The 24,309-nt window shown below is 73.6% G+C and carries 24 protein-coding genes and 1 tRNA gene; 16 read left to right on the top strand and 9 right to left on the bottom strand.

The window, feature by feature from the left end; genetic code table 11:
* Positions 1-140: 140 nt before the first annotated feature.
* Complete coding sequence (locus ACIA5A_RS11375) at positions 141-1,691, bottom strand: hypothetical protein (RefSeq protein WP_396759629.1); 1,551 nt, start codon at positions 1,689-1,691, stop codon at positions 141-143.
* Between the two features lie 103 nt (positions 1,692-1,794).
* Positions 1,795-2,673, bottom strand: a complete 879-nt coding sequence (locus ACIA5A_RS11370) for a 3'(2'),5'-bisphosphate nucleotidase CysQ (protein WP_396759626.1) — start codon at positions 2,671-2,673, stop codon at positions 1,795-1,797.
* Positions 2,674-2,868: 195 nt separating this feature from the next.
* Between ACIA5A_RS11370 and ACIA5A_RS11365 the strand changes: the two genes are divergently transcribed.
* A complete protein-coding gene (locus ACIA5A_RS11365; RefSeq protein WP_396759623.1) occupies positions 2,869-3,963 on the top strand; it encodes a PLP-dependent aminotransferase family protein in 1,095 nt (364 codons plus the stop codon).
* 292 nt (positions 3,964-4,255) lie between these two features.
* Positions 4,256-5,404 carry a magnesium/cobalt transporter CorA gene (corA, locus tag ACIA5A_RS11360; protein WP_396759620.1) on the top strand — a complete coding sequence of 383 codons (1,149 nt, stop codon included), beginning with the start codon at positions 4,256-4,258 and terminating at the stop codon, positions 5,402-5,404.
* A 96-nt stretch (positions 5,405-5,500) separates the two neighbouring features.
* On the opposite strand, the gene ACIA5A_RS11355 is transcribed toward corA, so the two are convergent.
* A complete protein-coding gene (locus ACIA5A_RS11355; protein WP_396759617.1) occupies positions 5,501-6,322 on the bottom strand; it encodes a hypothetical protein in 822 nt (273 codons plus the stop codon).
* Between the two features lie 84 nt (positions 6,323-6,406).
* On the opposite strand from ACIA5A_RS11355, the gene ACIA5A_RS11350 reads away from it, so the two are divergent.
* Positions 6,407-6,937, top strand: coding sequence for a peptidylprolyl isomerase (locus tag ACIA5A_RS11350; protein WP_396759614.1), 531 nt, complete (start codon positions 6,407-6,409; stop codon positions 6,935-6,937).
* A 25-nt stretch (positions 6,938-6,962) separates the two neighbouring features.
* On the top strand, positions 6,963-7,904 hold the full coding sequence (locus tag ACIA5A_RS11345; protein ID WP_396759611.1) for a rhomboid family intramembrane serine protease: 942 nt from the start codon (positions 6,963-6,965) through the stop codon (positions 7,902-7,904).
* A gap of 387 nt (positions 7,905-8,291) precedes the next feature.
* On the opposite strand, the gene ACIA5A_RS11340 is transcribed toward ACIA5A_RS11345, so the two are convergent.
* Positions 8,292-8,732, bottom strand: a complete 441-nt coding sequence (locus ACIA5A_RS11340; protein WP_396759608.1) for a PH domain-containing protein — start codon at positions 8,730-8,732, stop codon at positions 8,292-8,294.
* Positions 8,733-8,831: 99 nt separating this feature from the next.
* Here ACIA5A_RS11340 and ACIA5A_RS11335 point away from each other — a divergent pair, with 99 nt between their 5' ends.
* The 6 genes from ACIA5A_RS11335 to ACIA5A_RS11310 all read left to right on the top strand — a co-directional run bounded on the left by ACIA5A_RS11335 (position 8,832) and on the right by ACIA5A_RS11310 (position 14,258).
* Positions 8,832-10,004, top strand: a complete 1,173-nt coding sequence (locus tag ACIA5A_RS11335; RefSeq protein ID WP_396759605.1) for a thiolase family protein — start codon at positions 8,832-8,834, stop codon at positions 10,002-10,004.
* Between the two features lie 103 nt (positions 10,005-10,107).
* Positions 10,108-10,620 carry a hypothetical protein gene (locus ACIA5A_RS11330; protein ID WP_396760149.1) on the top strand — a complete coding sequence of 171 codons (513 nt, stop codon included), beginning with the start codon at positions 10,108-10,110 and terminating at the stop codon, positions 10,618-10,620.
* A 69-nt stretch (positions 10,621-10,689) separates the two neighbouring features.
* Positions 10,690-11,376, top strand: coding sequence for a response regulator transcription factor (locus ACIA5A_RS11325; RefSeq protein ID WP_396759602.1), 687 nt, complete (start codon positions 10,690-10,692; stop codon positions 11,374-11,376).
* Positions 11,369-12,811 carry a sensor histidine kinase gene (locus tag ACIA5A_RS11320; protein ID WP_396759599.1) on the top strand — a complete coding sequence of 481 codons (1,443 nt, stop codon included), beginning with the start codon at positions 11,369-11,371 and terminating at the stop codon, positions 12,809-12,811. The genes ACIA5A_RS11325 and ACIA5A_RS11320 overlap by 8 nt, the downstream gene beginning before the upstream one ends.
* Positions 12,812-12,868: 57 nt before the next feature.
* Complete coding sequence (locus ACIA5A_RS11315) at positions 12,869-13,471, top strand: hypothetical protein (RefSeq protein WP_396759596.1); 603 nt, start codon at positions 12,869-12,871, stop codon at positions 13,469-13,471.
* Between the two features lie 79 nt (positions 13,472-13,550).
* Positions 13,551-14,258 carry a glycosyltransferase family 2 protein gene (locus ACIA5A_RS11310; RefSeq protein ID WP_396759593.1) on the top strand — a complete coding sequence of 236 codons (708 nt, stop codon included), beginning with the start codon at positions 13,551-13,553 and terminating at the stop codon, positions 14,256-14,258.
* A gap of 95 nt (positions 14,259-14,353) precedes the next feature.
* On the opposite strand, the gene ACIA5A_RS11305 is transcribed toward ACIA5A_RS11310, so the two are convergent.
* Positions 14,354-15,235, bottom strand: a complete 882-nt coding sequence (locus tag ACIA5A_RS11305; protein WP_396760147.1) for a transketolase family protein — start codon at positions 15,233-15,235, stop codon at positions 14,354-14,356.
* 10 nt (positions 15,236-15,245) lie between these two features.
* Entirely contained in the window at positions 15,246-15,929 is a 684-nt protein-coding gene (locus ACIA5A_RS11300) for a transketolase (protein ID WP_396759590.1), read from the bottom strand.
* Positions 15,930-15,975: 46 nt separating this feature from the next.
* Here ACIA5A_RS11300 and soxR point away from each other — a divergent pair, with 46 nt between their 5' ends.
* Positions 15,976-16,419: a redox-sensitive transcriptional activator SoxR gene (gene soxR / locus ACIA5A_RS11295; protein ID WP_396759587.1), complete on the top strand. Its 444-nt coding sequence runs from the start codon at positions 15,976-15,978 to the stop codon at positions 16,417-16,419.
* 4 nt (positions 16,420-16,423) lie between these two features.
* Here soxR and ACIA5A_RS11290 read toward each other — a convergent pair whose 3' ends face one another.
* Complete coding sequence (locus tag ACIA5A_RS11290; RefSeq protein ID WP_396759585.1) at positions 16,424-17,398, bottom strand: NAD(P)H-quinone oxidoreductase; 975 nt, start codon at positions 17,396-17,398, stop codon at positions 16,424-16,426.
* A 72-nt stretch (positions 17,399-17,470) separates the two neighbouring features.
* Here ACIA5A_RS11290 and ACIA5A_RS11285 point away from each other — a divergent pair.
* The 3 genes from ACIA5A_RS11285 to ACIA5A_RS11275 all read left to right on the top strand — a co-directional run bounded on the left by ACIA5A_RS11285 (position 17,471) and on the right by ACIA5A_RS11275 (position 18,834).
* Positions 17,471-17,557, top strand: a tRNA-Ser gene (locus ACIA5A_RS11285).
* Between the two features lie 23 nt (positions 17,558-17,580).
* Positions 17,581-18,258, top strand: coding sequence for a DNA alkylation repair protein (locus ACIA5A_RS11280; RefSeq protein ID WP_396759582.1), 678 nt, complete (start codon positions 17,581-17,583; stop codon positions 18,256-18,258).
* Positions 18,259-18,300: 42 nt separating this feature from the next.
* On the top strand, positions 18,301-18,834 hold the full coding sequence (locus tag ACIA5A_RS11275; RefSeq protein WP_396759579.1) for a YbhB/YbcL family Raf kinase inhibitor-like protein: 534 nt from the start codon (positions 18,301-18,303) through the stop codon (positions 18,832-18,834).
* 81 nt (positions 18,835-18,915) lie between these two features.
* Here ACIA5A_RS11275 and ACIA5A_RS11270 read toward each other — a convergent pair whose 3' ends face one another.
* Positions 18,916-19,620, bottom strand: coding sequence for a class I SAM-dependent methyltransferase (locus ACIA5A_RS11270; protein WP_396759576.1), 705 nt, complete (start codon positions 19,618-19,620; stop codon positions 18,916-18,918).
* 208 nt (positions 19,621-19,828) lie between these two features.
* Here ACIA5A_RS11270 and ACIA5A_RS11265 point away from each other — a divergent pair, with 208 nt between their 5' ends.
* Positions 19,829-21,598: a hypothetical protein gene (locus ACIA5A_RS11265; RefSeq protein WP_396759573.1), complete on the top strand. Its 1,770-nt coding sequence runs from the start codon at positions 19,829-19,831 to the stop codon at positions 21,596-21,598.
* A gap of 7 nt (positions 21,599-21,605) precedes the next feature.
* On the opposite strand, the gene ACIA5A_RS11260 is transcribed toward ACIA5A_RS11265, so the two are convergent.
* Positions 21,606-22,388, bottom strand: coding sequence for an IucA/IucC family C-terminal-domain containing protein (locus tag ACIA5A_RS11260; protein ID WP_396760144.1), 783 nt, complete (start codon positions 22,386-22,388; stop codon positions 21,606-21,608).
* A gap of 317 nt (positions 22,389-22,705) precedes the next feature.
* On the opposite strand from ACIA5A_RS11260, the gene ACIA5A_RS11255 reads away from it, so the two are divergent.
* Positions 22,706-24,238: a peptide deformylase gene (locus tag ACIA5A_RS11255; protein ID WP_396760140.1), complete on the top strand. Its 1,533-nt coding sequence runs from the start codon at positions 22,706-22,708 to the stop codon at positions 24,236-24,238.
* The last annotated feature ends 71 nt before the right edge of the window (positions 24,239-24,309 follow it).

The following is a 24,309-nucleotide window of genomic DNA, read 5'->3' as shown; positions in this document are numbered from 1 at the left end:
CCTCCGGGGGGGGGCGGGGGGGGGGGGGGGGGGGCGGGCGGGGGGGGGGGGGGGCCCGGCCCCGGGGGGGGGGGGGGGCCGCGGGGGCGGGGGGGGGGGGGGGCGGGGGGGCCCCCCCCCCCGCCGCTCCACTCGTCAGGTCAGGCCACGCAGAACGACTTCCAGGCCTGGATGCTCGGTTGGTCGAGCAGCCGGAAGTCGCCCTGGCTGACCGTCTGGTTGTAGTAGGCCACGAACTCCGGCCGCTGACCGTTCAGATAACTGGTCATGGCGCGGATCCAGGTGGCCCGGCCGGCGCCGGAGTCGCCGGGCACCAGGTCACTGCCGGTCTCGGCGACGCCCCACGGCTTGCCCAGCGCCTTCGACTTGTTGATCATCGGGCCGTAGATCTCCTGGGGCGAGGCGTACCGCTTCCACTTCTTGCCCCAGTTGTAGCAGTCCCAGCCGAGCGCCTCGATCACGTCGCCGCCGGGGTAGAACGCGTCGAAGCTGCGCCCGGACTTCGAGTCCAACGTCCAGCACATCAGGATCAGCGTGTTGATCAGCTTGGCGTTGTCGGCCCGGGCGGCCAGGCCGGCGACCCGCTTCCACGCCGCCCGGTAGGCGTCCGTGGTGAACGCGCCGCGCTCGACGTCGTCCTCCGGCTCGTGGAAGTAGGACCAGTAGACGTTGTGGTCGCGCGGGATCGAGGCGAACCAGGAGGCCAGCCGGGCGTCGTGCCGGCCGGAGTTGATCTCCTGGGGTGAGGCCTTGAAGGACACCACCACGGTGCGGTCCACCACGTCGGCGCGGCTGCCCTTCCAGGCCGGCGGCAGGCCCGGGAAGAAGATCCGGGCCATCTGCAGCTTGCCGAACGTCTGGTCGGAGCGGCTCAGCGCCTGGCCGAAGGTCTCGCCGCTCTGCACCCCGATCGACGCGCCGGGGAGCGTCAGGCGGGTGCCGGCGAAGCCCTTGGCGTTCGCGCCGGCGGACGCCGACGGCTTCGCGGCGGGCTTGCCACCGAGGCCCTGGGCGACGCTCGGGGACGCGGCGCCGGGCCCGGCCGGGGCGCCGAGGCCGGCCGACGGCTTCGGCCCGGCGGTGGTCGGCACCTCGCCCGCCTGCGGGTTGGTGGCGTCGGGCCGGAGCGCGGCCACCGCGACCCCGCCGCCGGCCACGGCCAGCACCACGGCCGCCGCGATCATCATGCGCCAGCGTCGGCGGGCCCCGCCGGGCGGCGGGACGGGTGAGCCGGGCGGTGGTGGCGGCTGCCCCGGACCACCGGCGGCCGGCCGGGCGTGCGGCCCGACCGGGGCGTCCGTGTGCGGCGGCCCGGTCAACGTGGCGGTCGCCGCCGCGTGGCCCCAACCGGCGGTCGCCCGGTCGGCGCCGACCGGCGAGGTCGCGTCGGGCCCGGACCAGGACGGGTCGTGTCCCCACCCGGGCTGGTCGTGCCCGGACCAGGGCTCGTCACGCCCGGACCAGGACTGGTCGTGCGTCGGCCAGCTCTGGTCGGTGTGCTCGTGACCGGCCACCCCGCGTTCGGGCCAGGGCAGGTCACCGTGGGCGTCGAGCCGGGCCGGTGGCGCGGGCGCGGCCCGGGCGTCGGGCCAGGGCAGCGTGACCCCGTCCGACTGGTGCGAAATGTCCTGCCCCGGCCACAGGCCGGGCGGCTGCCCGTAGGCGGTGTGCGGATCTCGGTCGGCCGGCATGGCCCTCCCTGGCTGTCGGCGGCCCGTGTCGTGGGCTCAGGTCGGACGCACATTCCCGCCCGACAATATCCCTCGTTCACCCTGGCCGTACGTACCGTCACTCTCAGCCGAACGCCTCACCCTGCTCATCGGTGACGGCCGAAGCGGGCATCTCGACCCCGGTACGCGAGATCGCGTCGAGTAACCGGTCGGCCAGTTCGGGGCGGCAGACCAGCAGATCGGGCAGGCGCGGATCGGCCCGGTTGTAGCGCAGCGGGGACCCGTCGATCCGGGACGCGTGCATGCCCGCGCCCAGCGCCACGGCCACCGGCGCGGCGCTGTCCCACTCGTACTGGCCGCCCGCGTGGACGTACGCGTCGACCTCGCCGGTCACCACCGCGCACACCTTGACCCCGGCCGAGCCCATCGGCACCGCCCGCGCGCCCAGCAGCTCGACCAGCTCGCCGACGAACGCCGGCGGGCGGCTGCGGCTCACCGCGATCCGGATCGGCCCGTCGGTCGCCTTCGGCGTCGGGCAGGTGGTGCCGAGGACCACCGGGGCACCGTCCACGGTGGTGCGGGCCGGCATGCCGACCGCGCCGGCGACAAGCGCGCCGTCCGGCGCGGCGGACCGCTGCCAGAGCGCCACGTGCACGGCCCAGTCGTCCCGCCCGGCCTCGGAGAACTCGCGGGTGCCGTCCAGCGGGTCGATGATCCAGACCCGGTCCGCCTCGTGCCGGGGCGCGCGCTCGCCGTCCGCCCAGGCCCGGCGCGCGTCGGCCTCCTCCTCGGAGAGCACCGCGTCGGCCGGCCGCCACCGGGCCAGCGCCGCGGTCATCAGCTCGTGCGACGCGCGATCGCCGGCGTCCTTGAGCGACTTCGGATCGGCGAAGCCCTGCCGGTCCCGCAGCGCGGTCAGCGCGACCCCTGCCTCGGTGGCCAGCCACTGCGCGAACTGCTGGTCGTCGAGTCGTCCCGTCTCGTCCTCGGTCACGAGCCCCATCCCTGTCTCGCGGGTCTGCCGACCCGTCATCCTTCGGCGGTCGGCCCTGTCGGCGCCACCGTCCGGTCGGATCGTAGACAGCCGCGAGCGGGTCTCGCCTTCCCGTCCGTCCTGGTGGACACCGGTGGCCGCCCGCATGTTGAACTTCGCGTGTATGCCGGTCGGACCCGCCGGGCCAGGCCCTAGGCTCTGCGCATGACCGCCGAGCAGCTGATCTCCTTCGCCCGTGGGGCTCCTTCGCTGGACATCGTCGATGTCGAGGGGCTCAAGGCCGCCGCCGTCCGCGCCTTCGACGCCGACCCCGCCGGGGTCACCGCGTACGGCACCTCCGTCGGCTACCCGCCCCTGCGGAAGTGGATCGCCGAGAAGCACGGCGTCGAGGCCGACCAGGTGCTGGTCACGAACGGTTCGCTGCAGGCCGACGCGTTCCTCTTCGACCACCTGGTCCGCCGGGGCGACGCGGTGGTCGTCGAGCGCCCGACGTACGACCGCACGCTGCTCAACCTGCAGCAGATGGGCGGCGAGGTGCACGGCGTGACGATCCAGCCGGACGGTCTGGACACCGCCGAGCTGCGCAAGCTCCTGGAGTCCGGGGTCCGGCCGCGGCTGGCCCACGTGATCCCGAACTACCAGAACCCGGCCGGCGTGACCCTCTCCCTGGAGAAGCGTCGTGAGCTGCTGGACCTGGCCGCCGAGTACGAGTTCACGATCTTCGAGGACGACCCGTACGCGGACATCCGGTTCCGGGGCGAGCCGCTGCCGTCGATGCTGTCGATGGACGGCCGGGGCGTGGTGGTGCACGCGTCCAGCTTCACCAAGACGGTCTGCCCGGGCGTCCGGGTCGGTTACCTGGTGGGCCCGGCGGAGCTGATCGCGGCGATCGCCAAGCGGGCCACCAACCTCTACATCTCGCCGGGCATGGTGGCGCAGGCGATCGTGCACGACTTCTGCGTCTCGGGCGCGATCGACAGGTCGATCCACACGGTCCGCACCGCGCTGGGCGAGCGGGCCGGTGCACTGGCCGAGTCGCTGCGCCGGCACATCCCGGAGGCCCGGTTCGTGGAGCCGGACGGCGGCTACTTCCTCTGGGTGGAGCTGCCGGAGGACGTGGAGGTCGACCGGCTGGCGCCGGCCGCGGCCGAGCGCGGCGTCGCGGTGGTGAAGGGCAGCGACTTCATGGTCGACGGCGGTCGGCACGCGCTGCGGTTGGCGTACTCCGCGGTGACCGCGGACCGGATCGACGAGGGGGTCCGGCGGCTCGCCGAGGCGATGGCGGCCGTCCGCGGCTGATTTGCTGTCGGGTTTCCGACAGAAAGCCCTTGCAGGCCGGTCCGGCTCTCCCGCCGGACCGGCCCCCGGCCCACAATGCTGCGAGCGTCGCTCACCTTTCGGTCCGGCGAGCGGTCCCGACCGGGTCGGCGACGCGCCCAGCATCACCCCCGCCCCCAAGGGGTGCCGGGTGGGCCGTGTCGCCCCTCACCACCCTGACGCGGCCGGCCCACCCGGCGCCACACGTGATCGGCACTCCCGCTCCCCGGCGGCGTAGCCTGCAACCCGCAGCTTCGTGGAGAGGGGGCGAGAGATGACGGACCGGGTGTCACGCGAGCGAGCCACCGGCCAGCAGGGTGACCGGACGGTCAGGCCACGCGCCTGGGCGGCCCCGGTGCGCGCCATGTCCCGCATCCTCAACGCCGACGGCTCCCCGCGCACGCCGCAGCCGGCCGGCCCCGGTCGCAGCGGCATCGTCGACTGCGGTCTCTACGTCGACGGCGAGCGCCGGCCCGGCCGCCCGCAGTACGCCGAGGCCCTGGCCGCGGCCCGCCGGGAGCGCGACGGTTTCGTCTGGCTCGGCCTGCACGAGCCCGACCTGACCGAGATGACCGAGATCGCCGCCACGTTCGGCCTGCACGAACTGGCCGTGGAGGACGCGGTCAAGGCCGAGCAGCGGCCGAAGCTCGAGCACTTCGGCGAGATCGTCTTCCTGGTGCTGCGGACGGCCCGCTACTGCGAGCACACCGAGCTGACCGAGAACTCCGAGGTGGTGGAGACCGGCCAGGTGATGCTCTTCATCGGGCCGAACTTCGTGATCAGCGTCCGGCACGGGGACGCCTGCCGGCTGTCGCCGGTCCGGGCCGACCTGGAGGCGAAGCGGGACCTGCTGCGGCAGGGGCCGTGGGCGGTCGCGTACGCGATCACCGACCGGGTGGTGGACCTCTACCTGGAGGTGGCCGACCGGCTGGAGGACGACCTGGACGTGCTGGAGGCGGACGTCTTCGACCGCCAGAGCAGCGGCCGGATCCAGCGGATCTACCAGATGAAGCGGGAGCTGGTCGAGTTCAAGCGCGCGGTGGTGCCGCTGCAACGTCCGCTGATGACCCTCACCTCCCAGGTCAACCGCGCGGTGCCGCAGGAGGTACGCCGCTACTTCCGGGACGTGCAGGACCACCTCAGCCGCACCGTCGAGCAGGTCAACTCCTACGACGACCTGCTCAACTCGATCCTCCAGGCCCGGCTGGCCCAGGTGACAGTCGACCAGAACAACGACATGCGCAAGATCGCCGCCTGGGCCGCGATCGGCGCGGTGTGGACCGCGATCGCCGGCATCTACGGCATGAACTTCGAGAACATGCCCGAGCTGAAGTGGACGTACGGCTATCCGGGCATCTGGGCCGTCAACCTGGCCCTGTCGTTCGTCCTCTACCGCTGGTTCCGCCGCAACGGCTGGCTCTGACGGCCGCGGCCCGGAGTCGGACCGGTCCGGACGCGGAAGCGCCGGCCACGCGGGACGAGCCCACGTGCCGGCGCTGCTCCGACTGTCGGTTCCGGCTCAGCGGCGACCGCCGGCCCTGGCGGCGTTGCGGCCGTTCTGCGCGGCCTTGGTGATGTCGTCGGCCGGACGGCCGGAGACGTCCCGGGCGCCCTCGGCCACCGAGGGGACCTGGCTGTTCGGGTGGATCACCGGCTCGGCGGCGGGCGTCGTGGTGGACGCGCTGCTGCCGCCGGCCACGGGCGAGCTGCCGGCGCCGGTCGGGCCGGCCTGGGTCACCTTCGCGGTCGAGTCGGGGGTCTCGACCACGATCGTGTCCACGTCCTCCCGCATCGGCTCCAGCTTGTCCCGACCGGTCGGGGCGACCGCGCCGGTCGGGTCGTACTCGGCCCACTCCTGCTGCTCGCGGCGGCGACGCATGGCCATCGCCCCGGCCAGGCCGGCGACCGTGCCGGCGACCAGCAGGCCCGTGGTCAGGCCGCGCGACCTGCGCTGCTTCTTCTTCCCCGTCTTCATGTTCTTCGCCTTCTTCGTGATCGCGGACTTCTTCGCCGCCGCGGCCTTGCGGCCGGTCAGCGCCTTGCCCGCGGCCTCGGTCCGCGCGTTGCGCACGGCCAGGAGCACCGGCGCGAGCGCCGCGGCGCTCGACGCGACGCCGCTGGACGCCCGGTCCCGGACCAGGACCGCGGTGGGTGCGACCGCGACCCGGGCTGCCTGGACCCGCGGGCCGACCGTGGCGCCGGCACCCTTCGCCGCGTGCGTGGCGGCCTGCCTCAGGTGACCGATGCCCTGGTTCAGCTCGGCCTTCGCGAGCTGGCCCTGGGTCTTTCGCCGCCCGATTCCAAACACGGTCCCACCTCCTGGGAGTTGTTCCTTCGTCATCCTCCACCTTCGGATGCCTCCGCATGGCCGTATCGGGCACATGGGAGGATCCGCAAGGAACTGACCAACGAGTGAGGAGTACCCGTGGCCGAGGCTGTCTACGCCACCTTGCACACCAACGCCGGCCCGATCCGGCTGGAGCTCTTCCCGAACCACGCGCCGAAGACCGTCCGCAACTTCGTGGAGCTGGCGGAGGGCACCCGTGAGTACACCGACCCGCGCACCGGCCAGCCGGGCAGTGGGCCGTACTACGACGGCACCATCTCGCACCGTGTGATCAGCGGTTTCATGGTCCAGATGGGCGACCCGACCGGCACCGGTCGCGGTGGCCCGGGCTACAAGTTCGCCGACGAGTTCCACCCGGAGCTGCGCTTCGACCGGCCGTACCTGCTGGCGATGGCGAACGCCGGGCCGGGCACGAACGGCTCGCAGTTCTTCATCACGGTGGGACCGACGCCACACCTGAACAACCGGCACACCATCTTCGGCCAGGTGGCCGACGAGCAGTCGGCGAAGGTGGTCGACTCGATCGCGAACACCCCCACCGGGCCGAGCGACCGGCCGCTGCAGGACGTGGTGATCGAGCGGGTCGAGATCGAGCGGCAGCAGTCCTGAGCGTCGCGCGGGTACCTTTGCTCGCATGACTGAGCGCTCCGGGCAGGCAGGCGACGCGACCGAGGGGCCGGTGCCGACCACTCCGGTCTGCTACCGGCACCCCGATCGGGAGACCTGGCTCCGGTGCGCCCGCTGTGACCGGCCGATCTGTCCGGAGTGCATGCGCGACGCCGCCGTCGGCCACCAGTGCCCGGAGTGCGTCGCCGAGGGACGCCGCACCGTGCGGCCGGCGCGCACCGCCTTCGGTGGCGGTGCCGCCGGCCGCGAGGGCTATGTGACCAAGGCACTGATCGGGCTGAACGTGCTGATGATGGTGTTCTCCGTCATCTCGGCGCGGAGCGGGAACGCCCTCGCCGGCGGCGGCCTCGGCGGCCTGATGGGCGGCTCGACCCCGCTGACCGACTGGGGCGGCGTGATCGGCCTGGCGATCCTGCCCGACGGGAGCCTCGGCGGGGTGGCCGACGGCCAGTGGTACCGGTTGGTCACCGCGATGTTCCTGCACTTCGGCGTGCTGCACCTGCTGCTGAACATGTGGGCCCTGTGGGTGCTCGGCCGGACGCTGGAGGCGGTGCTCGGGCCGCTGCGGTTCCTCGCGCTCTATCTGCTCGCCGGGCTCGGCGGCAACGTCGCGGCCTACGTCTTCACCGCGCCGAACCGGTCCACCGCCGGCGCGTCGACAGCCATCTTCGGCCTGTTCGCCGCGATCTTCGTGATCATGCGCCGGATGGGCCGGGACACCTCGGCCATCGTGCCGATCCTGGTGATCAACCTGATCTTCACGTTCACCGTGCCGAGCATCTCGGTGGCCGGGCACCTCGGCGGGCTGGTGGTCGGCGCCGTGACGGCGCTGGTCCTGGCGTACGCGCCACGGTCGCGGCGGACCGCGTTCCAGGTGGCCGGCGGCGCGCTCGTGCTGGTCGCCCTGATCGGCATGACGCTGGTCCGCACCGCAGCCCTGACCGGCTGACCGGTCGCCTCGTGGCGTGGCCGTTACCGGGTCGGCGGTCGGTGGGTGGCCGTTCCTGGCCGGTGGTTGGTTGAGGGCCGTTCCTGACCGGCGGCCGGCGCATGGCCGTTACCGGCCACAGGAAGTGATGGCCTCGAGGCGATATACCTCAGGGGCATAATTATGACTCCTAGGTATATCGCTTAGTGGCAGTGCGTTCCTCAACCGCGACACGCCCGGCCAGTCACAGTGCCGGGTGACGGGTCGCCGTGGCGCCGGGCGACGACCGCGACGCAAGGCCGCCGCGACGCACGCGCAGCGAGGCGGGGTGGACACCGCGCCGCGAGGTTGGTCTGGAGGCAGGCGCCATGACGTGGGGCGCGCGTCGTGGCGCGGAGGGCCTCGGCGTCAGGGACGGGAATCGGCGGCCCGGGCGGCGGTGAGCGTGGCCGCCACCTCGTCCAGCGGCGCGTCCAGGTCGCGGCGGCCGAACAGGTGCAGCGACTCGCCCGCGTCGATCTCCAGCGTCTCGGCGGTCACCCCGCGACGGCTGCGCCGGTCCAGCCGGATCGCCTCCACCGTGGCCCACGGCAGCCGGCGCCGGCCGGCGTAGCCCCGGATGACGGTGAGGCCCTCCGGGTCGACGGCGAGCCGGACCGGTGCGACGAGGTCGCGCAGCGCCCAGGTGAGCAGCGCGACGGCGGCCAGCCCGGCGAGCGCCGGACGGACCGGGTCGCCGGCGGCGAGGAGCAGGCCCAGCGCGCCCAGGGCGAGCGCGCCGAGCGCCTTGACCAGCGGCAGCGCTCGCGGCACCCGCCACTGCGCGGCCGGTGACGGCTGTGGATCCATGCGCCAAGCATGCCAGCCGGGGCACCCGGACGGCGGGGGAGGGCGACCGGTCGGGTCAGCACGTAGGATCGGGGGAAGCGAGGTTACCGGGGAGTAGACATGAGTGACGCGGTCATCGTCGGTGCGGTACGGACCCCGGTCGGGCGGCGCAAGGGCAGCCTCGCCGGCGTGCACCCGGTCGATCTCTCGGCGCACGTGCTGCGTGCCCTGGCCGAGCGCACCGGCATCGACCCGGGCCAGGTCGACGACGTGGTCTGGGGTTGCGTGTCGCAGGTCGGCGAGCAGTCCTGGAACGTGGCCCGCAACGCCGTGCTGGCCGCCGGCTGGCCCGAGTCGGTCCCCGGCACCACGATCGACAGGCAGTGCGGGTCGAGCCAGCAGGCGCTGCACTTCGCCGCCGCCACCGTCCTCTCCGGGCAGGCCGACCTGGTCGTCGCCGGCGGCGTCGAGTCGATGACCCGGGTGCCGATGGGCTCCAGCGTGGCCGGCGGGATGCCGTTCAGCGCGGCGATCCTGGAGCGCTACCGCGGGGTCGAGGGCGTCGCCGAGGATTCTCCGTTGCCGTTCAACCAGGGTGTCGGGGCGGAGCTGATCGCCGAGCGGTGGCGCTTCTCGCGGACCCAGCTCGACGAGTTCGCGCTGGCCAGCCACGAGAAGGCGGCCGCCGCGCAGGACGCCGGGGCGTTCGAGGCGGAGCTGGCCCCGGTGGCGCTCGCCGACGGTGGCAAGTTCGCCGCCGACGAGGGCATCCGCCGGGACACGTCGCTGGCCAAGCTGGGCGAGCTGGCCACCCCGTTCCGCGTCGACGGCGTGGTCACCGCCGGGTCCGCGTCGCAGATCTCCGACGGCGCCGCCGCGCTCGCGGTGACCACCGCCGAGTGGGCCAGCCGGCACGGGCTGCGTCCGCTGGCACGGGTGCACACCGCGGTGGTCGCCGCCGACGACCCGGTCACCATGCTCACCGCGCCCATCCCGGCCACCGCGAAGGCGCTGCGCCGCGCGGGGCTGGGCATCGAGGAGATCGGGGTGTACGAGGTGAACGAGGCGTTCGCCCCGGTGCCGCTGGCCTGGCTGGCCGAGACCGAGGCGGACCCGGAGCGGCTCAACCCGAGGGGCGGGGCGATCGCGCTCGGCCACCCGCTCGGCGGCTCCGGCGCGCGGATCATGACGACGATGCTCCAGCACATGCGGGACAACGGCATCCGCTACGGACTGCAGACCATGTGCGAGGGCGGCGGCATGGCCAACGCCACGATCGTCGAGCTGCTCTGAGCGGAGCCGGACGTCGCACCGCGGGTGCGATTTGCACGGATGGAAGTTCCAGAAATCGGGCGTGACCCATATCACCCCAGGTCACATGCTCGTTGCACCGGGCATGGACGTGTTCTCGCGAACGTTCCTTCCGGCCGCCGCCGACACCGGCCTGGCGACCCAGACCGCCACCCGCCACATGCCGGTGTTCCGCAGGTGCGTCGGCTCCGGTGACGCCACCATCCTGGTCACCCGGTGCAGCCGACCGGACCACCCGGTCGGCGGCGAGTACCTGATGCTCCTCACCCACCGCCGGCTGGTGGTGACCCGACAGACCCGGGTGCTGCACCGGCTGCGCCTGCACCTCAACACCGAGCTGCGCGAGCTGAGCAACGTCACCTGGAGCCCGGACCCGCGTACGCACAGCGTGGAGTTGGCGGCCACCGCCATCGACGGCATCCGGGAGCGGTTCCTCATCCGCACCCACCACCCGAAGCAGGTGTGGCAGCTCGACGCGTTGCTCAACCACGCCTTCCGGACCCGGCTGCGGACGCCCGCGGAACGGCTGGTCGCCACCATCGGCGACCCACCGGCCGCCGCCCGGCCCGCCGTGTTCCGCCCGGCGACCGCGCACTGACGTTCTCCTTACCGAACCCGAACATCGCCCGGACCGTCCCCGCCGCCGGTCGTCGGTCATCATGGGCCGGTGACCGCCGACGCCGCGCAGCGCGGGCTCGTCCTCGTGGTGGAGGACGAACCGGCCATCGCCGACCTGGTCCGGCTCTACCTGACCCGGGACGGCTTCGGCGTACACCTGGAACGGGACGGCACGGCGGGGCTGGCCGCCGCGCGGCGGCTGCGCCCGGTGGCCTGCGTGCTCGACATCGCGCTGCCCGGCCTCGCCGGCACCGAGATCTGCCGGCGGCTGCGCGCGGCGGACGACTGGACGCCCGTCATCTTCCTCACCGCGCGCGACGACGAGGTGGACCGCGTGGTCGGCCTGGAGTTGGGCGCGGACGACTACGTCACCAAGCCGTTCAGCCCGCGTGAGCTGGTCGCCCGGGTGCGCGCGGTGCTGCGCCGCAGCGCCGGCACGCCCGTCGAGCAGCCCCGGGTGCTGGGCGCGGTCACCCTCGACCCGGTCCGGCGGGCGGTGACCGCCGGCGGGGTTCCGGTGCAGCTCACCTCCACCGAGTTCGACCTGCTCGCCCATCTGATGTCCCGCCCCGGCCGGGTGTTCACCCGGGAGGAGCTGCTGGCCGCCGTCTGGGGGTACGCGGCGCACGGCGGCACCCGGACCGTGGACGTGCACGTGGCGCAGGTCCGGGCCAAGCTCGGCCCGGCCGGCGTGATCCGCACCCACCGTGGCGTCGGGTACGCGGCCGATGCCTGAGCAGCCCACCATGACGCTGCCGGTGATCCGGCCCGGCCCCCCGCCCGTCCGCCGCCGCCCCGGCCTGACGTTGACCGTCCGTGCGGTGCTCGTCACCTGCGCGGTGGCGTTGGTGTCGGTGCTGGTCACCGCGCTGGTCGCGGTGCCGCTCGCGGTACGCGGCGCGGAGCGGCGGGACCAGGACGCGCTGGCCGCCCAGGCCCGCCTCGCGGCCGACGTGCTGCGGGTCCGGCCGGTACGCCAGCGCGACAACGCCGGTGACCGGCTCATCCGGCAGCTCGGCCAGCAGCAGGTCACGGTGTACGTGATCCGGGGCGGTCGGGTCGACCGGGCCGGGCTGCCCGCGCCGCTCGTCGCCCGGGTGGCCGCCGGTGGGAACGTCTCCGGCCGGCGGCTGGTCGACGGGGAACGCCGGCTGGTCGAGGCGCGGTCGCTGCCCGGCGGCGACGGGGTGGTGCTGACCCGGGCGGTGACCACCGGCCCGTGGCGGCAGGTGCTGCGCGGGCTGTGGCTGCCGCTGCTCGCCGGCCTCGCCGCCGGGGCGGCCGCCGGGCTGCTGCTGGCCCGCCGGCTGGCCCGCCCGATCCGCACCGCGGCTGCCGCCGCCGCCCGGCTGCGCGCCGGGGACCGGGCGGTCCGGGTGCCTGTCGAGCCGCCCGACGAGGTGGCCGACCTGGCGCACGCGCTGAACGGGCTGGCCGCCGCGCTGGCCACCAGCGAGGGCCGGCAGCGCGAGTTCCTGCTCTCCGTCTCGCACGAGCTGCGCACCCCGCTGACCGCGATCCGCGGCTACGCCGAGGCGCTTGCCGACGGCGTGCTCGACGCGGACGCGGTCCCGGCGACCGGCCGGACCGTGCTCGCCGAGGCCGAACACCTGGACCGGCTGGTCAGCGACCTGCTGGCGCTGGCCCGCCTGGAGGCCGCCGACTTCCCGCTGGAACCCGGGCCGGTGGACCTGACCCGGCTCGCCGCCGACGCGGAGCGCACCTGGTCGGACCGGTGCGCGGCGGTCGGGGTCCCGTTCCGGGTGGAGACGCCGGGCGTGCCGGTGCCGGCGTACACCGATCCGGGGCGGATCCGGCAGGTGGTGGACGGGCTGCTGGAGAACGCGCTGCGGGTCGTACCCCCGGGGGCGCCGGTGGTGCTCGCGGTCCGGCCGGCCGGCGCGGACCCGGCGAGCGGCGGCGTGGTGGAGGTCCGCGACGGCGGACCCGGCTTCACCGACGACGACCTGGCGGTGGCGTTCGAGCGGGGCGCGCTGCACCAGCGGTACCGGGGGGTGCGCAAGGTGGGCAGCGGGCTGGGGCTGGCGCTCGCCGCCGGCCTGGTCCGTCGGCTGGGTGGGGACATCGCCGCCGGGCACGCCCCGGAGGGGGGCGCGGCGTTCGCGGTCCGGCTCCCCGGAGACCCTTACCTGGCTCGAACATCGGCCTGACGGTCCGCTCGCGTGTCCGGGGGACGCTGACGTCACCACCGGACGAGAGGAACCTCCGTGACACGTCAGCGAATCGTCACCGGCGCCACCGCACTGCTCGCGGCCGCCACCCTCGGCCTCGCCGGGTGCGGGGCGGCCCAGGTCGGCGCCGACTCGGCCCGGGACGGCGCGGTCGAGGTCGCCGCCGCCATGGGCGTGGACGGGCAGGCCCTCGCCGCGCTCGGCGTGGACGCCGGTGACCTGGACGTCGACCCGGTCGCCGCGCCCGCCCCGTCCGCCTCCGGCACGCCGGGCCAGCAAGCCGGCGAGCGCAAGGGCGAGCGGGCCCAGGAGTGGCGCAAACGGCACCGCGCCCGGGTGCTGCTGCGCAAGAACACGCTGCACGGCGAGGTCGTGGTGCAGACCAAGGAGGACGGGACGAAGACCGTCACGGTCCAGCGCGGCCAGGTCACCGCGATCGACGACAGGTCGATGACCGTCAAGTCCACCGACGGGTTCACCATGACCTGGACGTTCGACGAGAAGCTGAAGGTGGTCGAGCGCCGCGCCACGATCCAGCCGAGCGACGTGAAGGTCGGCACCACGGTCGGGGTGGCCGGTACGAAGGACGGGGACCGGGGGGTCGCCCGGCTCATCGTGGTGCCGCTCAGGCAGCAGTAGAGTGGGCAGGCTGTCGTGACCTGAGGGATCCGCCAGGCTACGCTATGCCCCGACTTGCCATCGCGCCCGTGGAGAACCCGTGAAGCTCTCGATCCTCATGCCGGTCTACAACGAGGAAGAACGTGTCGCGGATGCGCTCAAGCAGGCGCTGGCGGTCGACTACCCGTGCGAGATCGAGCTGGTCGTCGTGGACGACGGCAGCCGGGACGGCACCGGCGAGGTGCTCGGCCGGGTGGACGACACCCGCCTGCGGGTGATCACCCACCAGCGCAACGCCGGCAAGGGCGCGGCCATCAAGACCGCCGTCGACAACGCCGAGGGTGAGTACATGGTCATCCTCGACGCCGACCTCGAATACGACCCGCAGGACATCCCGCGCCTGCTGGAGCCGGTGCTCGACGGTCGGGCGACAGTGGTCTACGGCAACCGCACGTTCGGCAGCCACAGTTCCTACAGCTTCTGGTACGTGGTGGGCAACAAGGGCGTCACGCTTGCCGCCAACGTGCTCTACAACTCCTACATCGGCGACCTGGAGACCTGCTTCAAGCTGATGCCGTTGGAGCTGTACCGCTCGCTCCAGGTGCGCTCGCGCGGCTTCGGCATGGAGGCCGAGGTCACCGGCAAGCTGCTGCGCCAGCGCATCCGCCCCTACGAGGTGCCGATCAGCTACCGCGCGCGGGGCCGCGAGGAGGGCAAGAAGATCACCTGGAAGGACGGCGTCGAGGCGATCTGGATCCTCGCCCGCGAGCGCGCCCGTCGCCGCCCGGTCGGCGCCACCTCGCGCTGACCCGCCCGACCCGAGGACCCCGCGCACCGGCAGCCGCCGGGTCGCGGGGTCCCGTCGTGTGCGGCCCTGGGTCGGACCGGTCCGGCGTCCCCGGGTCAGGCCGGGTCGAGGAACGCGTCGACCGAGCGGCGCAGCCCGGCCGCGTCCAGCCCGTGCCAGCGGTCGTGGTCCTCGGGGGTGCCGTAGCGACGCAGCTCGGCCCGGCCCACGCCGAGCGCGAGCAGCCGGTGCGGCCGGTCGGCGAGCGCGGCGGCCACCACCCGGGTCGACGTGCCGGCCAGGTAGGGCTCGACCAGGATCACCTCGCCGCCGGCCAGCGCCCGCAACCCGGCGGTGTCGAACGGCCGCGGCCGGTGGGTGAAGGCCACCGTCACCGGCCGGTCGGCCACCGCGTCCAGCGCCGCGTCCAGCACCGGCCCGACCGCCACCAGCAGCGGCGCGCCCGGCCCGGCGTCCCGGACCACCCGCAGGTCACCCGCCTCCGGGTACGCGACCGCGTTCACCCGCGTGGACAGCCGCAGGTAGGCCGAGCCGGTCCCGCACACGGCGGTGCGCAGCAGTGGGCGTACCTCGTCGGGGTGGCCCGGCACGTGCACGGTCCACCCGTCGAGCGTGTCGAGCAGCGCCACGTCGGCCGGCGCCACGTGGGTGCGCCCGGCCGCCGCCCGGTCGTACGAGGCGCCGATGCCGACCAGCACCGCGCCCACCCCCTGGTGGTCGAGATCCAGCTTGATCTGCTCGTACGCCCGCTCGATCAGGAACGGGGCGTAGCTGTGCACGATCGGCCGCTGCCCGGTCAACGCGAGCCCGCCGGCCACACCGATCATGAGCTGTTCCCGGATGCCGACGTTGATCACCCGATCCGGGTGCCGGGCGGCGGCCGGCGCGAACGCGGCGGCGGAGATGTCCGCCAGCACGATCGTGCTCCGGGGATCCGCCAGCACCTCACCGGCGCTGGTCACGAACGCGTCCCGCATGGTCATGGCGTCACTCCCCGTCGGCGACGGCCGCGACGACGACGTGCGGCCGGTGGTGGTCGTGCCCGGTGAGGGCGGTGTGCAGGGCGTCGTGGTCGTGGCCGTCCACGGTGGCGGCGGTCCACCCGTTGACGGTGAACCGGCTCGCCGCGCCGCCCGGCCAGCCGTACGTGGCGGAGCGGTTGTCCACCACGATCGCGGTCAGGTTGCCGAGCCCGGTCGCGCCGGCGTACGCGATCGCCTCGTGGTTGGCGCCCTCGTCCAACTCGGCATCGCCCAGCAGCACGTACACCCGGGGGGCGGGGCGGCCCTGGGCCCGCAGGCCGAGCGCGATGCCCACGCCCAGGCCGAGCCCGTGGCCGAGCGACCCGGAACCGATCTCGACGCCCGGCACCAGCAGCCGGTCCGGGTGGTCGCCCAGCCGGCTCGCCGGGCCGCCCTGGTCGTCCAGCCAGTCGACCGGGACGAAGCCCCGGGCGGCGAGCACCGCGTAGTAGCCGGCGACCGCGTGCCCCTTGGAGAGCAGGAACCGGTCCCGGTCCGGGTCGTCCACGGTCGCCGGGGTGACGCGCAGCACCCGGTCGTAGAGGACCTGGAGCACGTCGAGCGTCGAGTACACGTTCGCGCCGAAGTCGCGGCCGGCGCGTACCCGGTCCAGCAGCGCGGCCAGCTCGGTGGCGGTGGTCGTCGTCATGCCGATAGCCTCGAACCTCAACCGAACTTCACCTCAAGGTCCTGTGATGCACGAGGCAACCCTCACCATCGGCCAGCTCGCCGAACGCAGCGGCGTGGCGCCCTCCGCGCTGCGCTACTACGAGCGGCTCGGCCTGATCCACGCCGCCCGCACCGGCGGCAACCAGCGCCGCTACGCCCGCACCGAGCTGCGCCGGGTCGCCTTCGTCCGGATCTCCCAGCAGGTCGGCGTGTCGCTCGACGAGATCCGGGAGGCGCTGGACTCGCTGCCGTCCGGGCGGACGCCGACCCCGGAGGACTGGGCGGCGCTCTCCCGGGCCTGGCGGGACCGGCTGGACGAGCGCATCCGCCTGCTCGGCAAGCTCCGCGACGACCTGGACGGCTGCATCGGCTGCGGCTGCCTGTCGTTGCAGCGCTGCACGCTCTACAACCCCGGCGACTCGCTGGCCGCCGAGGGCCCCGGCGCGCGCCTGGTGCTCCCCCGGGACTGAGGCGTCACCGCACCAGCAGCACCTTGCCCAGGTGGTCGTTCGTCTCCACCAGCCGGTGCGCGTCGGCGGCGTCCGCCATGTCGACCCGCGCGTGCACCACCGGCCGGATTTTTCCGGCCTCCACCAGCGGCCACACCTGCTCGCGGACGCCCCGGGTGATCGCCGCCTTCTCGTCGACCGGACGGGACCGCAGCGCGGTGGCGTGCACCGAGGCGCGCTTGGCCAGCAGCATCCCCAGGTCGAGTTCGCCCTTGCGCCCGCCCTGCATGCCGATCACCACGAGCCGCCCGCCGGTCGCCAGCGCCGCCACGTTCCGGGGCAGGTAGGACGCGCCCATGATGTCGAGGATCACGTCCGCGCCACGCCCGTCGGTCACCCGGCGTACCTCCTCGACGAAGTCCTGCTCCCGGTAGTCGACGGTGTGCGCGGCGCCCAGCTCGCGCAGCCGGTCGTGCTTGGCCGCCCGCGCGGTGACCACCACCGTCGCGCCGAGCGCCACCCCGAGCTGGATCGCGAACGTGCCGATGCCGCTGCCGCCGCCGTGCACCAGCAGCGTGTCCCCCTCGGTGAGCCCGGCCAGGTCCACCACGTTCGACCAGACCGTGCAGGCCACCTCCGGCAACGCGGCGGCGTCGACCAGGTCCACCCCGGCCGGCACCGGCAGCAACTGCCCGGCCGGCACCGCGACCTGCTCGGCGTAGCCGCCGCCGGCCAGCAGCGCGCAGACCTCCTGGCCCACCGACCAGCCGGCCACCTCCGCGCCGAGCGCGCGGACCGTCCCCGAGCACTCCAACCCGGGGTACGCGGGCGCGCCCGGCGGCGGCGGGTAGTGGCCCTGCCGTTGCAGCAGGTCGGCGCGGTTGACCGCGCTGGCGGCCACCTCGACGACCACCTCGCCGGGGCCGGGCTCGGGGTCGGGCACCTCCGCCCAGACGAGTGCCTCGGGTCCGCCGGGTTCCGTGATCGTGATCGCGCGCATGGCTCAGTCTTACCCGATCGCGCGTTCGTGGCAGACTATGCGCGGTCGGGTTCCCCGTCGGGGAGCGCGTCGGGAGGGTTCGCCTAGTGGCCGATGGCGCTGGTCTTGAAAACCGGTAAGGCAGCGATGTCTTCGTGGGTTCGAATCCCACACCCTCCGCCTGTAACGCCGAGGAGGCCGAGGTGACGGACGCGGCGCTGGCCGAGGTGACGGCCGAGCTGGCCGCGCTGGAGGACCCGAAGGCCCGCGCGGTCAACGAGCGGCACGGCGACGACCACGGGGTCAACCTGGGCAAGCTGCGCGCGGTCGCGAAGCGGCTGAAGACCCGTCCGGAGCTGGCCCGCGAGCTGTGGACGACCGGGGACAGCGCGGCGCGGCTGCTGGCGGTGCTGATCTGCCGCCCGAGAGCGTTCGGGGCGGACGAGCTGGACGCCATGCTGCGCGAGGCACGCACCCCCAAGGTGCACGACTGGCTGGTCACCTACGTGGTAAGGAAGAGCCCGCACGCCGAGGCGCTACGGGTGGCCTGGCTCGCCGACCCGGACCCGGTGGTGGCGAGCGCCGGCTGGGCGCTGACCACGGACCGGGTGGCCCGGCAGCCGGACGGACTGGACCTGGCCGGCCTGCTCGACGTGGTCGAGGCGGAGATGCGCGACGCCCCGGACCGCCTGCAGTGGGCGATGAACCACTGTCTGGCCCAGATCGGGATCGAGCACGCCGAGTTCCGTGACCGGGCGATCGCGATCGGTGAGCGCCTGGCGGTGCTGAAGGACTATCCGACGCCGCCGGGCTGCACGTCACCGTACGCGCCGATGTGGATCGCCGAGATGGTGCGCCGGCAGCACGACAGCGGGGTATGAAGGGGCGCAGAACATTTCGCGCACCCGGAAGGACCCGTTTCGATGACCCTGGAACGACCGATCGCCCCGGACCCGTACGAGCTGCTGCCGACCGTGCCGTCGTTCGACCTGACCAGCGACGACGTGCACAACGGCGAGCCGATGGACGCGCGGTACGCGCACGGCAGCACCGGTGGCGAGAACGTGTCGCCGCACCTGTCCTGGTCGGGTTTCCCGGCGGAGACGAAGAGCTTCGTGGTCACCTGCTTCGACCCGGACGCCCCGACCGGCAGCGGGTTCTGGCACTGGGTGCTGGTGGACGTGCCCGCCTCGGTCACCGAGCTGCCGACCGGGGCGCGGGAGGCCGACCTCGGCGGCGCGTTCAGCATCCGCAACGACTACGGCGACACCGGCTACGGCGGCGCCGCGCCGCCGCCGGGGGACCGCCCGCACCGGTACGTCTTCGCGGTGCACGCGGTCGACGTGGAGCGCCTGGACGTGGGCAAGGAGGCCAGCCCGGCCTTCGTCGGCTTCAACCTCGCGTTCCACACCGTCGCCCGGGCGGTGATCCGCCCCACCTACCAGGTCAAGGAGTGAAGTAAGGAGGGGCCCCTTCTTAACACCTCGGTGTGAGAAGGGGCCCCCTCTATACCGGAGGCGTTAACAGGGGGCCCTTCCTTACACCCGGGCCACGGCGAAGACGGACTGCCCGAACGGGGGGCGGATGCGCTGCTCGGCGGCCTTGGTGGCGGGCAGCACCAGGGTGTCGTAGACCTTCACCATCGGGCCCTCCTTCGGCATCAGCCGGAAGACCTTGGTGGCCATGAAGTAGCCGATCAGGCCGAGCGCGTTCGCGTAGTGGATCTTCTCGACCGTGAGCCCGGCCTCGGTCATCGCCGTGGCAAGCGTCTTCTTGGTGTAGCGCCGCACGTGGCCGGTCGCGATGTCGGCCGGGCCCATGGCGAACTGGAACGCCGGCACGATGATGATCACCGCGCCGCCGGGCCGGACCAGGTCGCGCATGCTGCGCAGCGCGCCCACGTGGTCGTCGATGTGCTCCAGCACGTTGTACGACACGGCGGCGCTGTAGTCGCCGCGCTCGGTGTGCGGCAGCAGCATCTGCCGGACCTCGACCCCGGGGTACGGGGCGAGCCGTTCCTTGAGCTTGACCAGCCGGTCCGGGTCGGCCTCGGTGGCGGTGATCCGCGGGATGTGCTCGGACCAGGCGAGGGCGTAGTCGCCCAGCCCGCTGCCGATCTCGATGGGGTTGTCACCGAGGTAGGGCACGGCCAGTTCGACGAACCACCGCCGGTGGTTGACCGCCGTGGCCAGGCCTTCGAGCACCTCCGCCTGGACGCGCTGATCCCCAGTGATTTCTGCCATGCGTCGATTCCTCACGAGATTACTGACCCGCGCCTGGACCGTCAGAGTCAACCATCTGGATGGCTGGCGGGAAAATCGGGGGCACCGGAGGGGCCGAATTGCGGTCGGGTGGGGCACGTGATCGGCGGTCGGCGAACTCGGCACATAGTACGCGAGTCCCCGAAATATGTCACCTGGCCGTCATGCGATGACTACGCTCTGAAATGTTATGACTACTCCGCAATCGGACGCGGAACCGCGCCGGGGACGGCGGATCGACGCCCTCACCGTGCTCAGCTTCGTGCTGCTGGCGTTCTGGGTGACCGCCCGGCTGTGGGTGAACCCGGCGAACGGCGTACGGGACAATCGCACCGATCAGGCGCAATTCGAATGGATGATGGCGCACGGTGCGCGAGTCGTCACTGATTTCGCCTATCCGTTCACCTCGGATCGCATGAATGTGCCCGACGTCGTCAATTTGATGGCGAACACCTCCGTGTTATCCATGTCGCTGCCCCTGTCACCGGTGACGGTGTGGTTCGGGCCGCGCTGGTCGTTTCTCATTTTCCTCACCCTGGGACTCGCCGCCACCGGAGCCGCCTGGTACTTCCTGCTCTGCCGGGTGGTGGTGGGCGCCCGTGGGCCGGCCTGGCTGGGCGCCGGCTTCTGCGCGTTCGCGCCGGCCATGGTGTCCCACGCCAACGCCCACCCCAACATCGTCAGCCAGTTCGTGGTGCCGCTGATCGTCTGGCGGACGCTGCGGCTGGCGCGGCCCGGCCGCTGGCTGCGCAACGGAGTGCTGCTCGGCCTGGTGATCGTCTGGCAGGCGTTCCTCAACCTGGAGATCCTGCTGATGACCGCCATCGGCCTGGGCGTGGTGGTGCTGGCCCTCGCACTCGGCCGGCCCGCGCTGCGGTCGGCGGCCCGCCCCTTCGCGGCCGGGCTCGCGGTGGCCGCCGTGGTGGCCGGGGCGCTGCTGGCCTACCCGCTGTACGTGCAGTTCGCCGGTCCCGGCGCGTACTCCGGGCTCTCCACGCTGATCCGGGGCTACTCCACCGACCTCGCCGCCTACCTCGCGTGGTCCCGGGAGTCGGTGGCCGGCGACGCCCGGGGGAGCGCGCCGCTGGTGAAGAACGCCACCGAGGAGAACGCGTTCTTCGGCTGGCCGCTGGTGGTGCTGGTGGTCGCGCTGGTCTGGTGGCTGCGCCGGAACGCGGTGGTGCTCGGGCTGGCCGCGGTCGCTGTGGTGTTCGGCCTCTTCTCGCTCGGCCGGGAGATCCGCTTCGACGGGCGCGGGACCGGCGTGCCCGGGCCCTGGGCGGCGCTGGAGAACCTGCCGGTCCTGCACTCGGTGGTGCCGACCCGCTGGTCGCTCGCGCTCACCCCGATCATCGGCGTGCTGCTGGCACTCGGCGCCGACCGGGCGCGACGGCTGGCGCACCGGTATCCGGCGGCCCGGGGGCAGATCCGGTTCGCCACCGGCACCGTGCTGGCCATGGCGCTGCTGCCGATCCTGCCCACCCCGCTGCCCGCGACGCGCCTGGACCCGACCCCGGCGTTCGTCACCTCCGGGGCGTGGCGGCCCTACGTGGCGGGTGGGCGGAGCATCGTCACGCTCCCGCTGCCCGACACCACGTACGCGGTCCCGCTGCGCTGGTCCGCCGAGACCCGGCTGGAGATGCCGCTGGCGCGGGGCTACTTTCTCTATCCGGACACCCGGCCGGGCGCCGGCCGGGTCGCGCTCTTCACCGCGCCACCGCGTCCCACGAGCAGTTTCTTCGAGACGGTGCGGCGAACCGACGCGGTGCCGCCGATCACCCCGCAGGACCGGGTGGCCGCCGTCGACGACCTGCGTCACTGGCGGGCCGGGGCGGTGGTCCTCGACCCCCGGCTGCGTACTGCCGAGTCGCTGCGCCGGGCGATGACCGAGCTGACCGGGATCACGCCGACCCGGGTGGGCGGGCTCTGGGTCTGGGACGTCCGTCCGCTGGTCGGCTGAGCGCCGGTCAGGCCTGGCGGACGCAGCAGCCCTGGCAGACCTTCGGCCGGGGCAGCGTGAAGGCGAGGCAGCAGGTGCGCCGCTGCACGGTCGGCTCGCCGGTCGGACCGGGCACCAGCTCCACCAGGTCGGCGAGGTCGAGCGCCTGGAGCAGCGTGCCGACGGTCGCGGTGGTCGGGCCGGGCAGCGCGTCCGCCGCGCGCAGGATGCCGTGCGCGATGCCGGAGGCCACCGAGCCGAGCAGGGTACGGGTGCCGATCCGCACCTCACCCTGGATGGCGGCGATCAGCGGGGCGAAGTGGGCGTCCAGCAACGTCGCGCGCAGCGCGCCGAGCAGCGCGGCCTCGTCGGCGACCACCCGCACGCCGGGCGCGCCGGCCAGCGCCAGCGGGTCGCCGGGCAGCACGGCCACCGGGGTGGACGCGCGCAGGCCCAGGGTGAGCAGTTGGTGGTGGTCCTCGAAGTGCACCAGCACGTTCGCCGGGTCGAGCAGCGGCACCCGTCGGGCCGAGGCCCAGCCGAGCACGGCCGGCAGCGCCGTCCAGTAGCTGTAGGACTTCCAGGCGAGCGCGGCGCAGGCGTGTGGGGTGCCGCCCCAGCGTCGCCCGGCGGCGGTCAGGAACTCGGGCAGCAGCGTGCCGTCGATCAGGCGGGCGGCCGGGGCCCAGCGGTCCAGCTCGTCGGGGACCAGCAGGCCGGGCGCGAGCCCGGGCAGGTCGTCGGTGCCGAACATGGCGCGCAGGGTCGCGGTGACCGGGGCGAACGGGGTGGCGACGTCGCGCCCCGGCATCACCGCAGTCACCTGGCCGTCCCCTGTCTGGTCGCCCGTCGGCCGGCGCGTGCCGTCGACCGAAGCTAAGGCTAGCCTAACCACGCTCCCCGGGGGAGGGGAAGTGGTGCCACGGGCTTCAGGGGGAGGTCCCGGTCACTCCGTCGCCGTCGCGTACTACCCGGCGGGGTGGGCGGAAAACGCCGCCGGGGACGCCGACGGACGGCGCAAGCATCGACGTGTGCCGCTGAATTGTCAAGGTGAGTGTCGAATACGAGGCAGTTTCCGTACACGGTCGGACACGAAACGTGAAGATGGTCTTCCCGCGTACGAGGATGCTGATGACCTCACCGATCGAGCGTGCCGCCGACTCGTTCGCGGCCGAACTCGCCCGGCACCGGACCGGCCGAGGGTTGTCCAAGAAGCAGTTGGCGACGCTGATGGGCTTCGACCCGTCCTACGTCAGCCACGTCGAAGGGCGCCGGCACCGGCCCACCGAGGACTTCGCCCGCCGGGCCGAGGCCGTGCTGGAGGCCGGCGGCGCGATCTGGCAGCGCTTCCGGGAGTACGACGAGCTGCGGCACAGCCGGGGCACCGGAGCGCACCGGGAGCCACCCGTCCCCGGCCAGTGGCTGCCCCCCGGCACCGGCCTGGTGGTCGAACGCGAGGTCGCCACGCTCACCCACACCGGCGACGGCTACCACTGCGCGATCCGGCGGGAGCTCTACAACGCCGGCACCGAGCCGGTCACCCGCTATCTCGTCCGGGTCGCCGTCGACCGCTACCCCAACGACCCGGGCCGCTCCAACCGGCACCACCGGGAGCACCCGCTCACCTTCGCCGAGCTGCAACTCACCGCCGTCCGGGACGACGCCGGCGGGCGCGAGCCGATGCACTGGCGGGCCAAGCACGACCGGGACGCGTTCAAGGAGATCTGGCTGCTCTTCGAGAACGACGAGGGCCGCTTCCCGCTCTACCCGGGCGACCGGGTCACCATCGAGTACGCCTACCGCGTCGGGCGGGACAAGTGGGGCCCCTGGTTCCAGCGTGCCGTACGCCTGCCCACCCGGCACCTGGCGGTGCGGCTCGACCTCCCCGCGGACCTCGACCCGAAGGTGTGGGGCGCGGAGACCTCGCTGTCGGCGGAGGAGGGCCCGCTGCGGACCCCGATCCAGCGCGCCGAGGCGGGCGACCGGGTGATCTACGACTGGGGGACCGACGACCCGCCGCTGAACGCCCGCTACCGGATGCAGTGGCGGTTCCGCAGCCAGGCCGCCGACGCCGAACCCGACACACCGCCCACCGGCGACAGCCGGATCCGCGCCAGCGACCGGATGCGCGCGGTGGGCGTCGTGCAGCGCGGCGACGACGTGCTCCGCCAGCCCGCCCGCCAGTTCGACCTGCCCACCGAGGAGGCGCACGCCCGGCAGGTGGTGGACCGGCTCGCCGGGATGCTGACCCGCCTCGACGAGCTGCATCCGTTCAGCAAGGGCGTCGGCCTCGCCGCGCCGCAGCTCGGCCTCGGCTGGGCCGCCGCGCTGGTCCGCCCCGCCGACCGGACGGCCGAGCCGGTCGTGCTGCTCAACCCCCGGGTGGTCGACGCCGCCGCCGAGACCGACGAGCAGTACGAGGGCTGCCTCTCCTTCTTCGACCACCGGGGCCTGGTGCCCCGGCCGCTGCGGATCGACGTGGAACACGCCCAGTGGGACGGCAGCCGGGTCATCACGTCCTTCGAGTACGCGATGGCACGGCTGGTCGCGCACGAGATCGACCACCTGGAGGGGCGGCTGTACGTCGACCGGATGGCACCCAACGTGCCGCTGGTGCCGGTCGAGGAATACCGCGAGACCGGCACCCCCTGGCGCTACTGACGCGGACGGGGGGCCGGGTCGCGTGCCCCAGGGGGCGGGGGCACGCGACCCGGCTCGGGGGGAGTAAGGCT

Origin of the sequence: Micromonospora sp. NPDC051300 (assembly GCF_044455315.1) — a bacterium.
GTDB lineage: Bacteria > Actinomycetota > Actinomycetes > Mycobacteriales > Micromonosporaceae > Micromonospora > Micromonospora robiginosa.
Note: the sequence above shows the minus strand (reverse complement) of the source record. Positions and strands in the feature narration are given on the sequence as shown.

What these genes read in the sequence shown, in the direction of transcription:
- ACIA5A_RS11305 (WP_396760147.1), bottom strand. Translation starts at nt 15,235, where the DNA reads ATGCGGGACGCGTTCGTGACCAGCGCCGGTGAGGTGCTGGCGGATCCC.
- ACIA5A_RS11260 (WP_396760144.1), bottom strand. Translation starts at nt 22,388, where the DNA reads ATGCCGGGGCGCGACGTCGCCACCCCGTTCGCCCCGGTCACCGCGACC.
- ACIA5A_RS11375 (WP_396759629.1), bottom strand. Translation starts at nt 1,691, where the DNA reads ATGCCGGCCGACCGAGATCCGCACACCGCCTACGGGCAGCCGCCCGGC.
- ACIA5A_RS11290 (WP_396759585.1), bottom strand. Translation starts at nt 17,398, where the DNA reads ATGCGCGCGATCACGATCACGGAACCCGGCGGACCCGAGGCACTCGTC.
- ACIA5A_RS11330 (WP_396760149.1), top strand. Translation starts at nt 10,108, where the DNA reads ATGGACGTGTTCTCGCGAACGTTCCTTCCGGCCGCCGCCGACACCGGC.
- ACIA5A_RS11340 (WP_396759608.1), bottom strand. Translation starts at nt 8,732, where the DNA reads ATGGATCCACAGCCGTCACCGGCCGCGCAGTGGCGGGTGCCGCGAGCG.
- ACIA5A_RS11300 (WP_396759590.1), bottom strand. Translation starts at nt 15,929, where the DNA reads ATGACGACGACCACCGCCACCGAGCTGGCCGCGCTGCTGGACCGGGTA.
- ACIA5A_RS11275 (WP_396759579.1), top strand. Translation starts at nt 18,301, where the DNA reads ATGACCCTGGAACGACCGATCGCCCCGGACCCGTACGAGCTGCTGCCG.
- ACIA5A_RS11270 (WP_396759576.1), bottom strand. Translation starts at nt 19,620, where the DNA reads ATGGCAGAAATCACTGGGGATCAGCGCGTCCAGGCGGAGGTGCTCGAA.
- ACIA5A_RS11265 (WP_396759573.1), top strand. Translation starts at nt 19,829, where the DNA reads ATGACTACTCCGCAATCGGACGCGGAACCGCGCCGGGGACGGCGGATC.
- ACIA5A_RS11365 (WP_396759623.1), top strand. Translation starts at nt 2,869, where the DNA reads ATGACCGCCGAGCAGCTGATCTCCTTCGCCCGTGGGGCTCCTTCGCTG.
- ACIA5A_RS11345 (WP_396759611.1), top strand. Translation starts at nt 6,963, where the DNA reads ATGACTGAGCGCTCCGGGCAGGCAGGCGACGCGACCGAGGGGCCGGTG.
- ACIA5A_RS11320 (WP_396759599.1), top strand. Translation starts at nt 11,369, where the DNA reads ATGCCTGAGCAGCCCACCATGACGCTGCCGGTGATCCGGCCCGGCCCC.
- ACIA5A_RS11335 (WP_396759605.1), top strand. Translation starts at nt 8,832, where the DNA reads ATGAGTGACGCGGTCATCGTCGGTGCGGTACGGACCCCGGTCGGGCGG.
- ACIA5A_RS11370 (WP_396759626.1), bottom strand. Translation starts at nt 2,673, where the DNA reads ATGGGGCTCGTGACCGAGGACGAGACGGGACGACTCGACGACCAGCAG.
- corA (WP_396759620.1), top strand. Translation starts at nt 4,256, where the DNA reads ATGACGGACCGGGTGTCACGCGAGCGAGCCACCGGCCAGCAGGGTGAC.
- ACIA5A_RS11355 (WP_396759617.1), bottom strand. Translation starts at nt 6,322, where the DNA reads ATGACGAAGGAACAACTCCCAGGAGGTGGGACCGTGTTTGGAATCGGG.
- soxR (WP_396759587.1), top strand. Translation starts at nt 15,976, where the DNA reads ATGCACGAGGCAACCCTCACCATCGGCCAGCTCGCCGAACGCAGCGGC.